At 69.1% G+C, this 13,836-nt stretch carries 16 protein-coding genes and 1 pseudogene; 5 read left to right on the top strand and 12 right to left on the bottom strand.

The features are described from left to right. Positions 1–112: 112 nt before the first annotated feature. On the bottom strand, positions 113–667 hold the full coding sequence (locus A5756_RS12710) for an MPT63 family protein (RefSeq protein WP_066952636.1): 555 nt from the start codon (positions 665–667) through the stop codon (positions 113–115). A 297-nt stretch (positions 668–964) separates the two neighbouring features. Here A5756_RS12710 and A5756_RS26245 point away from each other — a divergent pair, with 297 nt between their 5' ends. Next, positions 965–1,141: a hypothetical protein gene (locus tag A5756_RS26245; protein WP_197505513.1), complete on the top strand. Its 177-nt coding sequence runs from the start codon at positions 965–967 to the stop codon at positions 1,139–1,141. A gap of 30 nt (positions 1,142–1,171) precedes the next feature. Beyond that, the gene (locus A5756_RS12705; RefSeq protein WP_066952634.1) at positions 1,172–2,011 is read left to right on the top strand and encodes a glucose 1-dehydrogenase; all 840 of its coding nucleotides are present in this window, start codon (positions 1,172–1,174) and stop codon (positions 2,009–2,011) included. 30 nt (positions 2,012–2,041) lie between these two features. Here the strand turns inward: A5756_RS12705 and A5756_RS12700 are convergent, their stop codons facing one another. Together A5756_RS12700 and A5756_RS12695 are read right to left on the bottom strand one after the other, a co-directional pair. Then, positions 2,042–2,371 carry a DUF2795 domain-containing protein gene (locus tag A5756_RS12700; protein ID WP_066952632.1) on the bottom strand — a complete coding sequence of 110 codons (330 nt, stop codon included), beginning with the start codon at positions 2,369–2,371 and terminating at the stop codon, positions 2,042–2,044. 96 nt (positions 2,372–2,467) lie between these two features. Next, positions 2,468–2,881 (bottom strand): ChaB family protein, encoded by a 414-nt coding sequence (locus A5756_RS12695; protein WP_066952630.1) that lies wholly within the window; start codon positions 2,879–2,881, stop codon positions 2,468–2,470. 124 nt (positions 2,882–3,005) lie between these two features. Between A5756_RS12695 and A5756_RS12690 the strand changes: the two genes are divergently transcribed. After that, a complete protein-coding gene (locus A5756_RS12690) occupies positions 3,006–3,425 on the top strand; it encodes a MarR family winged helix-turn-helix transcriptional regulator (RefSeq protein ID WP_066952628.1) in 420 nt (139 codons plus the stop codon). A 36-nt stretch (positions 3,426–3,461) separates the two neighbouring features. On the opposite strand, the gene A5756_RS12685 is transcribed toward A5756_RS12690, so the two are convergent. From A5756_RS12685 to rpsB, 3 genes are read right to left on the bottom strand one after another with little or no spacing between them, the layout of a single operon-like run. Further along, positions 3,462–4,859, bottom strand: a complete 1,398-nt coding sequence (locus A5756_RS12685; protein WP_066952625.1) for an amidase — start codon at positions 4,857–4,859, stop codon at positions 3,462–3,464. Positions 4,860–4,891: 32 nt separating this feature from the next. Then, positions 4,892–5,707 (bottom strand): translation elongation factor Ts, encoded by an 816-nt coding sequence (gene tsf, locus A5756_RS12680; RefSeq protein WP_066952624.1) that lies wholly within the window; start codon positions 5,705–5,707, stop codon positions 4,892–4,894. 11 nt (positions 5,708–5,718) lie between these two features. Beyond that, the gene (rpsB, locus tag A5756_RS12675) at positions 5,719–6,552 is read right to left on the bottom strand and encodes a 30S ribosomal protein S2 (RefSeq protein WP_066952622.1); all 834 of its coding nucleotides are present in this window, start codon (positions 6,550–6,552) and stop codon (positions 5,719–5,721) included. A 263-nt stretch (positions 6,553–6,815) separates the two neighbouring features. Between rpsB and A5756_RS12670 the strand changes: the two are divergent. Beyond that, positions 6,816–7,310: pseudogene (locus A5756_RS12670) on the top strand (M23 family metallopeptidase); the annotation flags it as partial. A 17-nt stretch (positions 7,311–7,327) separates the two neighbouring features. Here A5756_RS12670 and A5756_RS12665 read toward each other — a convergent pair. The 4 genes from A5756_RS12665 to dprA are packed head-to-tail and all read right to left on the bottom strand — an operon-like array spanning position 7,328 to position 11,505. Next, complete coding sequence (locus tag A5756_RS12665) at positions 7,328–8,224, bottom strand: tyrosine recombinase XerC (protein WP_066952617.1); 897 nt, start codon at positions 8,222–8,224, stop codon at positions 7,328–7,330. A 33-nt stretch (positions 8,225–8,257) separates the two neighbouring features. Then, positions 8,258–9,421 carry a lactate 2-monooxygenase gene (locus tag A5756_RS12660; RefSeq protein WP_066952616.1) on the bottom strand — a complete coding sequence of 388 codons (1,164 nt, stop codon included), beginning with the start codon at positions 9,419–9,421 and terminating at the stop codon, positions 8,258–8,260. Between the two features lie 33 nt (positions 9,422–9,454). Next, positions 9,455–10,306, bottom strand: a complete 852-nt coding sequence (locus A5756_RS12655; RefSeq protein ID WP_066952614.1) for a siderophore-interacting protein — start codon at positions 10,304–10,306, stop codon at positions 9,455–9,457. Positions 10,307–10,338: 32 nt separating this feature from the next. After that, positions 10,339–11,505 carry a DNA-processing protein DprA gene (dprA, locus tag A5756_RS12650; RefSeq protein WP_066952612.1) on the bottom strand — a complete coding sequence of 389 codons (1,167 nt, stop codon included), beginning with the start codon at positions 11,503–11,505 and terminating at the stop codon, positions 10,339–10,341. Positions 11,506–11,618: 113 nt separating this feature from the next. Here dprA and A5756_RS12645 point away from each other — a divergent pair, with 113 nt between their 5' ends. Beyond that, positions 11,619–11,894, top strand: coding sequence for a DUF4190 domain-containing protein (locus A5756_RS12645; protein WP_066952610.1), 276 nt, complete (start codon positions 11,619–11,621; stop codon positions 11,892–11,894). Between the two features lie 14 nt (positions 11,895–11,908). On the opposite strand, the gene A5756_RS12640 is transcribed toward A5756_RS12645, so the two are convergent. Together A5756_RS12640 and A5756_RS12635 are read right to left on the bottom strand one after the other, a co-directional pair. Beyond that, on the bottom strand, positions 11,909–13,420 hold the full coding sequence (locus tag A5756_RS12640; RefSeq protein ID WP_066952607.1) for a YifB family Mg chelatase-like AAA ATPase: 1,512 nt from the start codon (positions 13,418–13,420) through the stop codon (positions 11,909–11,911). Beyond that, positions 13,420–13,797, bottom strand: a complete 378-nt coding sequence (locus A5756_RS12635) for a YraN family protein (RefSeq protein ID WP_066952605.1) — start codon at positions 13,795–13,797, stop codon at positions 13,420–13,422. The genes A5756_RS12640 and A5756_RS12635 overlap by 1 nt, the downstream gene beginning before the upstream one ends. Positions 13,798–13,836: the final 39 nt, after the last annotated feature.

Here is a 13,836-nt window from a genome sequence, read left to right as displayed (position 1 = left end):
GGTCCCCATGGGTACGGTGTACCCCGATACACCCCCCCCCCCCCCCCCCCCCCCGGCCCCCCCCCCCCCCCGGCGGCGCCCGGCGGCCGCGGGGAGATATCCGCAAGCGGGATCAGGTGTGAGCCGGCCTGGGCGGCGCACCCGGTGCCGGGCTTGGGCTCGGAGCGCCGGGCGCCGAGCTACCCTGCACGTTCGACGTCCACATCAGGACGTCTTGCATCCCGTCGTTGTAGACCACGCCGTTGGGCGGCGCGCCGGTCACGTCGAAGTACAGCGTCCCGGTCGACTCGCTACCCTGCGCGATCGGCGCCGGGTTGAGGCCGTTAGGGGCCCCCACCTTGTCGATCACCCGGTAGTTCTGGCCGTTCGGCCCGCGGGCGATGAAGTCGTTCACCATCGGGGTAACGAGCCCGCCGTCCGACCGAGCGGTAACGTCCGCCTGGTAGAGCGTCCCCTTGGGCGTGTAGCCGGGAATCGAGACATTGCTCGGCTGCAGGTTGCTCACCGTGTAGTTGGTGACCAGCGGCCCGTCCACGAGTTGCTCACTGGTGCCGAAGCCCTGGATGTTGGGCGGCGCGGCAGAAGCCGGCACCGCCGCGAAAATCCCTGCCGCCGCAATCCCCCCGGCAGCGGCAGCGGTCTTCAGCGCGGTCTTGGTGACCTTCATTGCTCATTCCTTTCGTGTCGAACAATCGCCCCCCAGAAGGGCAATACGCACATAGGCCGCAAATAGCCTCTTGCTGTCCGCTTTAAACATATGCGCCCGTTTTATTCGTGATTTTCGGCCGGTCAGCTGGCGAAACGGTGTTGTTTTGCTGGACAGTATCTTTCGCATCAGTTTTTAACATCCGTATCGCTATTCACGTCGAATGACTTGGGCGACGACGCTCTAGGCGCCCGATTAGCCCCGGCTGTGGCGGGTAGTCAGAGCGGGAGGAATCCCACCAGACGAAAGGGGCCGTCGATGGAACGCGGAAGCTCTAAACACAGTCCCCGCGAGGACGACGAACTCAAGCACGAATTGGACGGCACGCTGCGCGGTAACCGGCCCAGTCGCGCCGAGGAATGGCGCGATCCCGAGCCTCCGGCCGACGATGACCCCGACGTTCCCGCGGCCCGCCCGATGACACGCGAACCTTAGACCGGATTCGACCACCTATGGAGGAATCAGATGGGCTTTGCGCCTCAGCAACAGACCGCCCCGGGTGTGCAGAGCCGGATGAACCCCGTGCCCGACTGCGGCGAAAACACTTACCAGGGCTCGGGAAAGCTCACCGGCAAAAGGGCGATCATCACCGGGGGTGATAGCGGCATCGGCCGCGCGGTCGCTATCGCTTTCGCGCGCGAAGGCGCCGACGTGCTGATCTCCTACCTCGACGAGGACGACGACGCCCGCGACGTCGCGCGCTACGTGGAAGACGCCGGGCGCAAATGCGTCCTGGTGTCCGGCGACCTTTCCGATGCTGCGCATTGCCGCGCCGTCGTCGACCGGGCCGTCGAAGAATTCGGCGGCATCGACATCCTGGTCAACAATGCGGCCTACCAGATGATGCACAAGAGCCTTGACGAAATCAGCGATGAGGAATGGGATTACACGTTCCGGCTCAATGTCGGCGCATATTTTTATCTCACCAAGGCGGCGGTGCCGCACATGAACGCGGGGGCGTCGATCATCGGCAGTTCGTCGGTCAACTCCGACACGCCCAATCCGACGCTGGCGCCCTACGCCGCCACCAAGGCGGCGATCGCCAACTTTTCGGCCAGCCTCGCTCAGTTGCTGGGCGAGAAGGGGATTCGGGTGAACAGCGTCGCGCCCGGCCCGATCTGGACACCGTTGATCCCCTCCACCATGCCCCCGGACAGCGTTGAGTCGTTCGGCGACAACACGCCGCTCGGCCGCGCCGGCCAGCCCGCCGAACTCGCGCCGATCTACGTGCTGTTGGCCTCCGACGACGCCAGTTATATCTCCGGCGCGCGGGTGGCCGTCACCGGAGGCCGGCCAATTCTCTAGCGCCGCATCGCTTTTGCACTTGCGGACGGTTCAGGAGCCCCGGTTCTCGCCCAGTTCCTCGACGATCGGGCTCGAAGCGGGGATGTCTTTTGCGTTTTCGGCCAGCCCTGGTTTGGTGTGGGTGCGACGAGCCGCGGCCTTGTCGGCGTCGCCGAGGTCGCGATCGTCGATGATGGTGACCGACGCGAGGACCTGGGCGGCATTGTTGTAGGTCTCGGGCGGAATGCTGCGCAGGGCGCGGATCGTGTCGTCGTCGCAGCCATTGCGATCGGCGGCGTCAAGCAGATCCTGCTTGTTCGCCGGAAAGTCCACATCGGTGAAGCATTGACGCAGCTGATTGGGACTAACGGACGCAACCATGGCTGTCGGGATGCCCGGTGCCCAAAGGGCTAAACCGCTAAACCCGGCCCCGGGGTGACGTCTCGGTCACATCGGCGCGGCCGTGAAACGCCTTTCTCAACGGCCGCGGACTCTGCGGTTGTGCTTCATGATCGCGTCGACCAACTCCGCCTTGCTCATCTTCGACCGGCCCCGCACGCCGAGTCGGCGGGCCACGTCGAGCAGGTGCTTCTTGCTCGCGTTGGCGTCCACCCCCTCGGCCGTCGGGCCGGAGGCACGCGGCCCGCCGCTCTTGGCGCGCTCGTCGGACGGGCCCTTCTGTTCTTTGGGCTCCCAATGATCGCCGATCTTTTCGAAGCTGTGCTTAAGGGCGGAATACGCCACCCGGTGCGCGCGCTCTTCGCTGCCGTATTCGTCGGCCGCTGCGTCATGCGTTTTCGCGAACGTGCGTTGCGCTTTGGCGTTGGAACGCCGCAAAGTGCTCGGCAGTTCGTCCTTCTTCGGCTTGCCGCCTTTCGTCGTCTTCGGCATGAAAACCTCCTGATACGCCCGCGCGGTGCGAGTGACACTCGGTTACCCCATCGACGGGCCGGCAATCAGCACTTCGCCCAGCGAAGCCGCGTCCAGAGCCCGAAAATATGTCAATATCATTGACATGGTTCAGGCCGAAGACGCCCCGCTTGGTTACCTGCTGTACCGGGTGGCCAGCCTGCTGCGACCGGAGGTTTCCGCGGTATTGGGCCCGCTCGGCCTGACGCTGCCCGAATTCGTCTGCCTCCGCATGCTTTCCCTGGTTCCGGGGATGTCGAGCGCCGAACTGTCCCGGCAGGCCGGAGTCACACCGCAGGCGATGAACACGGTGCTGCGCAAGCTGGAAGACATCGGCGCCGTCGCCCGTCCGACATCTGTGTCCAGCGGTCGCGCGCTACCGGCCACGCTGACCGGTCAGGGCCGCGCCCTTTTGAAACGCGCCGAAGGCGCGGTGCGGACCGCCGATGCGCGCATCTTGGCCAAGCTGACCGAAACTCAGCAGCGCGACTTCAAGCGGATGCTCGACAAGCTCGGGTCCGACTGACCCCGCGGCGAAGCGGGCCGCCGCCGAGGCCGCAGATCAAGCGGTTTGGATCCGGGCCCATGGTCGGGCCTCTTCGAGTTCGTAGGCCAGCTCGAGCAGTAGCGCCTCCTGCCCGATGTTGGTCGAGAACATCATGCCCACCGGCATGCCTTCGTCGGACTGCGCCAACGGAAGCGAGACCGCCGGCTCGCCGGTTACGTTCTGCAACGGGGTGAACGAGACCCAGTCGATCAGCCGCTCGATGACCTGGTGGTAGTCGGTGGGTGCCAGATAGCCGATGCGGGGCGTCTCGTCGGCGAGCGTCGGGGTGAGCACTACGTCGTAGGTGTCGAAGAATTGTGCGGTGCGCCTGCGGATTCGGCGCAGGCGCATGATCGCCAGCGGCAGTCGATGAATGTTGTGGGCGGTGTGTCGCTCCAGCCCGAGCGTCAGGCTGTCCAGCCGGCTGCGGTCGAACGTCTTGCCGAACATGTGCCGCCCGGTGCGCACCTGGGCCAGCGCGAGGAATCCCCAGTAAAGGACGAAATCGTCGACGAAGCTGGCCGGCACCGGGGGCTCGTCGAGGTATTCGACGCGATGCCCCAGCTCCTCGAGAAGGCCGGCGGACTTCAGCGTCAGCTCGCGCACCTGGGGGCTGCAGTCGCGTTGCACCGACCGGGTCAGCACGGCGATCCGCAGCCGCTGCCTGCCGGGTCCGACGACGTCACCGACCGGTGCCAGTTTCGGATTGCGCCAAATCCGTTCGGCCTCCCGGTAGAACGCCGCCGTGTCACGCACCGAACGGGTCACCACACCGTTGGCGACGATGCTCACCGGCATCCGGCGCAGGTGGGCGTCCAGCGGCAGCCGCCCACGTGACGGCTTCAGCCCGACAAGTCCGTTGCAAGCGGCCGGGATGCGGATGGAGCCGCCGCCGTCGTTGGCGTGGGCGATCGGCACCACACCTGCGGCAACGAACGCACCCGAGCCCGACGAGGATGCGCCCGCGCTGTAGTCGGTGTTCCACGGGTTGCGGACCGGACCCAGCCGGGGATGTTCGGCCGACGCACTGAAACCGAATTCCGACAGCTGCGTCTTGCCCACCGGGGCCAGTCCGGTGGCCAGGAACAACCGGGTGAATGCGCCGTCGGAGGTGGCATTCCACGGCGTCCACGCGTCGGTGCCGTGCATCGTGGGCTGGCCGGCGATGTCGACGTTGTCCTTGAGGAACGTCGGGACGCCGTCAAAGAAGCCGTTCGCCGCCGCGGCGGTTCGCGCCTGCTGGAAGGCCGCATAGGCCAGGCCGTTGAGGATCGGGTCCACGGCCTCGGTGCGGGCGATGGCCGCCTCGACCACCTCGGCCCTGCTGACCCAGCCGGCCTGTATCGCGTGGGCGAGCCCGACCGCGTCCAGATCACCGAGGGCGTCGTCGCCGAACGCATGCACGTGTCGCATTTAACCGACGCTAGCCCGCGCCCGCGCGGGGCTTAGGCCTGCCCCACCTCGAAGCGCACGAACCGCGTCACCGTCACGCCGGCCTCGTCGAGCAGGGCCTTGACCGTCTTCTTGCTGTCGGACACCGAGGGCTGCTCCAGCAGCACGGAGTCCTTGAAGAAGCCGTTCAGCCGGCCTTCGACGATCTTGGGCAGCGCCTGCTCCGGCTTGCCCTCGGCCTTGGCCGTTTCCTCGGCGATGCGGCGCTCGCTGGCCACGATGTCCTCGGGCACGTCGTCGCGTGACAGGAAGCGCGCCTTGAGCGCGGCGATCTGCAGCGCGACCGAGTGCGCGGCCTCGACGTCGGAGCCGCTGTATTCCACCAGCACACCGACGGCCGGCGGCAGGTCCGCCGCCCGCTTGTGCAGGTAGGCCTCGACGGTGCCGTCGAAGTACGCGACACGGCGCAGCTCGAGCTTCTCGCCGATCTTGGCCGACAGGTCGGCGATGGCCTGCTCGACCGTCTTACCGCCCGTAGCGGCAGCCTTGAGCGCCTCGACATCGGTGGCCTTGGATTCGGCCGCCGCCGCGACGATGTCATCGGCGAGCTTCTGGAACTCGGCGTTCTTGGCGACGAAGTCGGTCTCGGAGTTCAGCTCGATCAGCGCGCCGCCCTTAGCCGCGACCAGGCCTTCGGCCGTGGCGCGCTCGGCGCGCTTGCCGACGTCCTTGGCGCCCTTGATGCGCAACGCCTCGACGGCCTTGTCGAAGTCGCCGTCGCTCTCGGCCAGCGCGTTCTTGCAGTCGAGCATGCCGGCGCCGGTGAGCTCCCGGAGCTTCTTGACGTCGGCGGCGGTGAAGTTGGCCATATCAGCCTTCCCTAGGAGGGTTCAGTGGTCGATTCGGGTGCGCCCGCAGCGACGTCGGTGGGGGCGCTGGCAGCAGCGGAGGCCAGCAGTTCCTGCTCCCATTCGGGCAGCGGCTCGGCGGCCTCGACTTCGGGCTTGCCGTCGGTGCGGCCGACCCCGGCGCGGGCCTGCAGGCCCTCGGCGACCGCGGAAGCGATCACCTTGGTCAACAGCGCGGCCGAGCGGATCGCGTCGTCATTACCCGGGATCGGGTAGTCGACCTCGTCGGGGTCGCAGTTGGTGTCCAGGATCGCGATGATCGGGATGTTCAGCTTGCGGGCCTCCGCGACCGCGAGATGCTCCTTGTTGGTGTCGACGACCCAGATCGCCGAGGGCACCTTGGCCATGTCGCGGATACCGCCGAGGCTGCGCTCCAGCTTGTTCTTCTCGCGGGTCAGCATCAAGATTTCCTTCTTGGTGCGTCCCTCGAAACCGCCGGTCTGCTCCATCGCCTCGAGCTCCTTGAGGCGCTGCAGGCGCTTGTGCACGGTGGAGAAGTTGGTGAGCATCCCGCCCAGCCAGCGCTGATTCACGAACGGCATGCCGACGCGGGTCGCCTCGGCGGCGACGGACTCCTGCGCCTGCTTCTTGGTGCCGACGAACATGATGCTGCCGCCGTGGGCGACGGTCTCCTTGACGAACTCGTACGCCTTGTCGATGTAGGTCAGCGTCTGCTGCAGGTCGATGATGTAGATGCCGTTGCGGTCGGTGAAGATGAACCGCTTCATCTTGGGATTCCAACGACGGGTCTGGTGCCCGAAGTGAGTGCCGCTGTCCAGCAGCTGTTTCATGGTTACGACGGCCATGCTCGTGCCTTACTTGTGTCGGTTGTCGCCCGGCATCGGGTGAAGCCGGGCCCTGGCGCCTGCTGCGATGCCGGACCCTGTTAAGGGACCGCCCGGCACGCGATGCGAACTCCTGGTGGAACTAAGGAGACGCGGGGCGGACGCGCGAAGTCAGCCCGCGAACGAGCTGCGACCAGGAGTTTACACCGACTCAGCTGGTGGTTTTGCACAGCACCGGCCCGCCCTGAGTGGTGCCGCCGCAGGCGGGGCGATGAACTGAGCCGATGCGACGGGTTTTGCGGCTGATGCTGTGCCTGGCGGTGCTCAGCGCGGTGCCCGCGGTTGCGGACGACGCTCGCCTGGATTGGCCGTTGCGACCGCCGCCGGCCCTGGACGGGCAAGCCCGCGGATTCGACGCCCCGTCACCGGACTGGAAATCGGGGCATCGGGGCGTGGATCTGCCCGGGGCTGCAGGTCAGCCGGTGTATGCGGCGGGCACCGCCACTGTGGTGTTCGCCGGGCAGCTGGCGGGGCGGCCGGTGGTTTCGCTGGCCCACCCGGGCGGGCTGCGCACCAGCTACGAGCCGGTCCGGGCGGCGGTGCGGGTGGGCCAACCGGTGACGGCCCAGACCGTCATCGGCTCGTTGCAGGCCGGACATGCCGGCTGCCGGGCCGCGGCCTGTCTGCACTGGGGCGCGATGTGGGGTCCGGCGTCGGGCGCCCACTACGTCGATCCGTTGGGTTTGGTGAAGTCGACGCCGATCCGGCTCAAGCCGCTGCGGGGTTGAGGGGGGCGTCACGCCCGCGGATGGGCCTGATCGTGCACCGCCCGCAACCGCGAGACGGCGACATGGGTGTAGAGCTGGGTGGTCGCCAGGCTCGAATGGCCGAGCAGTTCCTGCACGACGCGCAGGTCGGCGCCGCCCTCGAGCAGGTGCGTGGCCGCGCTGTGCCGCAGGCCGTGCGGGCCCATGTCGGGCGCGCCGTCCACCGCCGACACCGTCTCGTGCACGACGGTGCGAGCCTGGCGGACGTCGAGCCGCCGCCCTCGCGCACCCAGCAGCAGCGCCGGCCCCGACGCGGCGGTCACCAGGGCGGGCCGCCCCTCGTCCAGCCAGGCGCGCAGCGCCTCGGCGGCCGGCGTCCCGAACGGCACGGTGCGCTGCTTGTTGCCCTTACCCAGGACCCGGATCAGCCGATGCCCGGCGTCCACATCGTCGAGGTCCAGGCCGCACAGTTCGCTCACCCGGATTCCGGTGGCATAGAGCATCTCGACGATCAGCCGGTCTCGCAATGCCATCGGATCACCTTGCTGGGCACCGGATTTCGCGGCTGCCATGGCGTCGAGCGCCTGGTCTTGGCGCAGCACCGCCGGCAGGGTGCGGTGCGCCTTGGGCACCTGTAGCCGGACCGCCGGGTCCGCGGCCAGCAGGCCGCGCCGCGCGGCCCACGCGGTGAACGCCTTGACCGCCGAGGTGCGACGGGCCAGCGTCGTGCGAGCGGCGCCGGCGGCGCCCGAGGCCGACAACCACGAGCGCAGCAGGGACAGGCTCAATCCGTCCAGCCCTGCATTGCGGTCGTCGAGAAAGGCCAGCAGCGAGCGCACGTCGCCGAGGTAGGCGCGGCGGGTGTGCGCCGACCTGCCGCATTGCAGCGACAGGTATTCGTCGAACTCCTCGAGGATGGCCTCCACGCCTGCAACGTTCGCAGGAGCCGGGGACCTGAATCAGTCGACGCGCCGAAGTGTGTCCGGGGTGAGATCTTTGAGCAGCGGATATCCGTCGACGGCCATGATCAGGTCGGCTTCGGCCAGCAGCGAACGCAGGACGTGCACGATGCCGTCGACCCCACCGAGCGCCAGGCCATACGCGTACGGGCGGCCGATGCCCACCGCGGTCGCGCCCAGCGCGAGCGCCTTGACGATGTCGGCGCCGCTGCGGACCCCGGAGTCGAACAGCACCGGAAGACCGTCGGCGGCCTCGACCACGCCCGGCAGGCAATCGAGCGCGGGCAGGCCGCCGTTGGCCTGGCGGCCACCGTGGTTGGAGCAGTAGATGCCGTCGACGCCGCCGTCCTTGGCGCGCCGGGCGTCGTCGGGATGGCAGATGCCCTTGATGATGAGCGGCAGCTTGGTCAGCGACCGCAGCCAGGGAAGGTCGTCCCACGTCAACGGATTGCCGAACGTCGTGATCCACTGCAGCACAGTGGCTTGCGGGTCCTCCTCGGGCGGCCGCGGCAGGCCGGCGCGAAAGACCGGGTCGCTGGTGTAGTTGCTCAGGCATAACCCGCGCAACTGCGGAAAGTTTGCCGTGCGGAGATCGCGCGGACGCCACCCGGGAATCCAGGTGTCCAGGGTGACGATGATGCCCCGGTAGCCGGCGGCCTCGGCCCGCTGCACCAGGCTGGCGGCGAGCTCGCGATTCTTCGGCGTGTACAGCTGGAAAAAGCCCGGGGTGTCGCCGAACTGGGCGGCGACGTCTTCCAACGGGTCGGCGGTCAGGGTGGAAACGACCATCGGAACGCCGGTGACCGCTGCGGCTTGCGCGGTGGCCACGTCGCCGTGGCCGTCCTGAGCACAGATGCCGATGACACCGATCGGGGCCATGAACAGCGGCGACGGCAACGTCAGGCCGAACATCTCTACCGACAGGTCACGCTCGGCGGCGCCGACGAACATACGGGGCATCAAGCCCCAGCGGTCGAACGCCTCGCGATTGGCCCGCTGGGTGCGCTCGTCGCCGGCACCACCGGCGACGTAGGACCACACCGACGGCGACATGGCCCGCTCGGCCCGGGCCTCCAGCTCCGCGAAGGCCATCGGCAGCGCGGGCGCGATCCCGCCCAGGCCCTTGAAGTAGATCTCGTTCTGGTAGTCCCCGAAATGCGCCATGGGAGTAGAGGATGCCAGCCGGCGTTCAAGCCGCTAGGAGGCCCCGGCCTCCGCCTCGGCCAGTTCCTTCTTCCATTGCCGGAACGTCTCTTCGGTGCGGCCGCGACGCCAGTAACCCGAGATGGACGACGCCCACCTGGCGTCCACGCCGCGCTCCTTGCGGATGTAGGGCCGCAGATTGTGCATGACGCTTTGCGCCTCGCCGTGAATGAAGACGTGCACCTGACCGGGAAGCCACGGCGTGGTGGTGACCGCCTCGATGAGCGGGGCGTGGTCGCCCGCGCGGTCCTCGGGGACCAGATCGGCCCGCCCGCCGCGATAGACCCAATGCACCTCGACGCCTTCCGGTGCGGTCAGCGGAATCTCGTCTTCCTGGCCCGCCACCTCGATGAACGCCTTACCAACGGCGCTGGCGGGCAACGCTTCCAGCGCCGCGGCGATGGCCGGAAGCGCCGATTCATCGCCGGCCAGCAGATGCCAATCGGCGGCGGGATCGGGTGTGTAGGCACCGCCGGGGCCCATCAGGTAGATCCGCTGGCCGGGCTGGGCCGCCGCGGCCCACTGGCCCGCGACCCCGTGCTCGCCGTGCACGACGATGTTCAGCGTGATTACGCCGGCCGCCGCGTCCACGTGCCGGACGGTCATGGTCCGGACCGACGGCCTCTTCTCGGGGGGCAGGCCGGCGAAGCTGTCCAGGGTCAGCGGCTGGGGCAGGTCCGCGACGTCGATGTCGTCGGCGACGAACGCCAACTTGACGTAGGAGTCGGTGAATTTGCTGGGCACGAAGGCGTCGAAGTCCTTGCTGCCCAGCACGACCGCGACCATGTGCGGTGTGAGCTCCTTGGTATCGACAACCTCGAAGCGTTGCAGAGGTCGACCCGCCACTTGTCCTCCTGTCCCCGCCCGACCCCCGTCGACTATACGAGCCGCGTCGTCGATGCAGCTTGACCCCTTGCGGCCCGCACAAGTCGCCACTTGCCCTCCTGGCGCTGCACCAACCCAGCCAGCTCGAGGATCGCCAGCGGCCCCAACACCCGCTCGGGCGCCAGCCCCGACGCGACCGCGAGTTGCTCGACGGTTGCGTCGCCGCGGCCCGGCAGCGCCTCGTACACCCGGCGCTCATCGTCGCTGAGCCCGTCGAGCGCCGTCGCCGGGCGCGGTTCCTCGGCCGCCAGCTCGCCGATGCGGCCGATCAGCTCGACGATGTGGTCGGCCCGGGTCACCAGTTCGGCGCCGTTGCGCAGCAGCGCATGGCACCCCGCCGACGCGGACGACGTCACGGGCCCGGGCACGGCGGCCACCACCCGCCCCAGCGCCCTCGCCCAGGCGGCCGTATTCGCGGCGCCGCTGCGCAAGCCGGCTTCCACCACCACCGCGGCCCCCGCGACGGCGGCCACCAGGCGATTGCGGGTCAGGAATCGGTGGCGGGCCGGCCGAACACCGGGCGGGTATTCGGTGAAAAGCAGCCCGTGTTGCCCCACGCGGTGCAGCAACGCCGTGTGGCCACTCGGATAGGGGATGTCGAGCCCGCCGGCGAGAACGGCCACGGTGATGCCGTCCGCGTTCAGCACCGCCCGGTGCGCCGCGCCGTCGATGCCGTAGGCGCCACCGGAGACGACCGCGACCTCGCGTTGCGCGAGCCCCGCCGCGAGGTCCTCGGCCACCTGCTCGCCATAGGCCGTCGCCGCGCGAGTGCCCACCAGGGCGGCGGCGCGGTGCGCGACCTCGTCGAGCCGGGTCGGGCCCTGCGCCCACAACACCATCGGCGCCCCGCCGCGAGCTTTCGCCGGGGCATTCCCGAACGCGGCGAACGCCAGCAGCGGCCACTCGCCGCCGCCGGGGGTGATCAACCGTCCGCCCCGGCGGGCGAGCAGCTCGAGGTCGGCGGCGGCGCAGTCGATTTCGCGCCGCGCTGCGGTGTGCCGCGCCAGGCCGTCGTCCACCAGCCCGCGGCGGACCCGGTCGGCCGCCTCCACCGGACCAACACGTCGCACCAGGGTGGCGAGCTCGGCGCAGGGCGGCTCGGCCACCCGGGACAGGTATGCCCAGGCGCGCAGCACGGGATCGTCGACCGCGGTCAGCATCGCCGTGTTCCGGGGTCCAAGAATTCGCCAAGGATCCGTATAGGCCCGTACGGGAATGTGGTGTCGTCGACCCCCATTCGCCATCGCGCAGCCGGCACGGAACGGAGCGAACAATGATCGTCTGCCAGCCGACCCAGCTCGCCGCGCCCGCCCGCCCCGTAAACCCGTGGGCGGTCGCCGCGTTCGCTTTGAGCCTGGTCAGTTGGTGCGGCTTGCCCATTCCGATCCTGAGCGGCGCCCTCGCGTCCGTGGCGCTGCGCGACATGGAACAGCGCGGCGAGGGCGGCCGCGCGATGGCCCAGTTCGCCAGGGCGTTCGCCATCCTGGTGACCGTCGCGATCGCGGTCCGGGGCGGGCACAACGACTGGCTGGCGAAGGCGTACTGGTGACCCGGATCCGACGCTCATCGCTGCGCTCCCGGCTGCCGGAAGCTGAGCGCGGCCGCGACCTCCGCGGGCCCGGGCGACACCCCGCCGGCCAAGTCGGTCAGGCTCCACGCGACCCGCAGGGTTCGGTCCAGGCCGCGGATGCTGAGCAGCCCCCGGTCCAGCGCTTTCTGTAGCGGCGTCATCGCGGCGTTGCCCGGCCGGAACTTGCGCCGCAACAGCACCCCGCTGACCTCGGCGTTGGTGCGGAATCCGTGCGGTGACCACCGCTCGGCCGCGGCCGCGCGGGCCTGCGCCACCCGCTGGCGAACCTGTGCCGTCGATTCGGCTTCGGTGCCCGAGAAGGCGCCCGCGCGCACCGCATGCATCTCCACCCGCAGGTCCACCCGGTCGAGCAGCGGCCCGGACAGCTTGCCCAGGTAACGACGCTTGACCGCCGCCGCGCAAATGCAGTCCTGCGGATCGGCGGGCGCGCACGGGCACAGGTTGGCCGCCAACACCAGTTGGAACCGGGCCGGGTAACAGGCCACCCCATCGCGTCGGGCGAGCCGAATCTCCCCGTCTTCCAATGGCGTTCGCAATGCCTCCAGCGCGCTGACGCTGATTTCGGCGCATTCGTCGAGGAAGAGCACCCCACGGTGCGCGCGGCTGACCGCGCCCGGGCGCGCCATGCCCGAACCGCCGCCGACGAGCGCCGCCACGCTGGAGCTGTGATGTGGCGCCACGAACGGCGGCGTGGTGATCAGCGGCGTGTCCCCCGATAGCAGCCCCGCCACGGAGTGGATTGCGGTGACTTCCAGCGACTCGCTCTCCGACAGCGGCGGTAACAGGCCCGGAAGCCGTTGCGCGAGCATGGTTTTGCCGACGCCCGGCGGGCCGGTGAGCATGAGGTGATGCGACCCGGCGGCGGCGACCTCCACCGCGAAGCGAGCCTGCGTCTGCCCCACCACATCGGAGAGATCAGTCGCGGCCTCGGGTTCGGTGGCCGTCGCGGTGATCCTGTTGTCCAGGGCGGCGGACCCGCTGAGCCACTTCTGCAGCTGCCGCAGCGTGCGCACGCCCCAGACGTCGATGCCGTCGACCAGGCTGGCTTCAGCCAGGTTGTCCACCGGGACGACGACGGCCGGCCAGCCGTCGCGTTTGGCGGCCAGCAGCGCCGGCAGTACGCCGCGCACCGGACGGACCCTTCCGTCCAGCGACAGCTCCCCCAGCAGCACCGTCTTCTCCAGGCGGTCCCACGGGTTCTTGCGTTGCGCCGACAGGACGGCCGCGGCCAGGGCGATGTCGTAGACGGAGCCCATCTTGGGCAGCGTCGCCGGGGACAGCGCCAGCGTGAGCCGCGCCATCGGCCAGCTGTTGCCGCAATTGGCCACTGCCGCCCTGACCCGGTCGCGGGACTCCTGCAGGGCGGCGTCGGGCAGACCCACCAGATGCACGCCCGGCAGTCCAGAGGTGATGTCGGCTTCGATCTCCACGATTTGGCCGTCCACCCCGCGCACGGCGACCGAGAACGCGCGACCCAGCGCCATCAGCCGATCCCTTGCAGATGGGTGATTTCGGGTGTGCGCCGGCGCCCGATCCGCACCCGGATCACGTCGATCCGTAGCGCCGCCCAGCGCTCGTCCTGGCCGGCCAGCCACAGGCCGGCCAGTCGGCGCAGCCGGCGAACCTTACGCTCGGTGACCGCGTAAGCCAGCCCACCGTAGCCGTCCCCGGTACGGGTTTTCACCTCGACGAACACCACCGTGTGGGTGGCCTCATCGCAGGCGATGGCGTCGAGTTCGCCGTATCGGCAACGCCAGTTGCGTTGCAGGATCGACAATCCCATCCTCTTCAGGTGATCCACGGCGAGCGCCTCACCCATCGCCCCGAGTTGGGCCCGAGTCAAAGTCGTTTCGGTCGTCATGGGAGCCAATGTGCTCGAGGACCCCGACACGGCGTGCCG

It is taken from the genome of Mycobacterium sp. 852002-53434_SCH5985345 (genome assembly GCF_001667155.1).
Lineage (GTDB): Bacteria > Actinomycetota > Actinomycetes > Mycobacteriales > Mycobacteriaceae > Mycobacterium.
The sequence above is the reverse complement of the archived record's forward strand: the minus strand, read 5'-3'. Positions and strand labels throughout refer to the sequence as shown.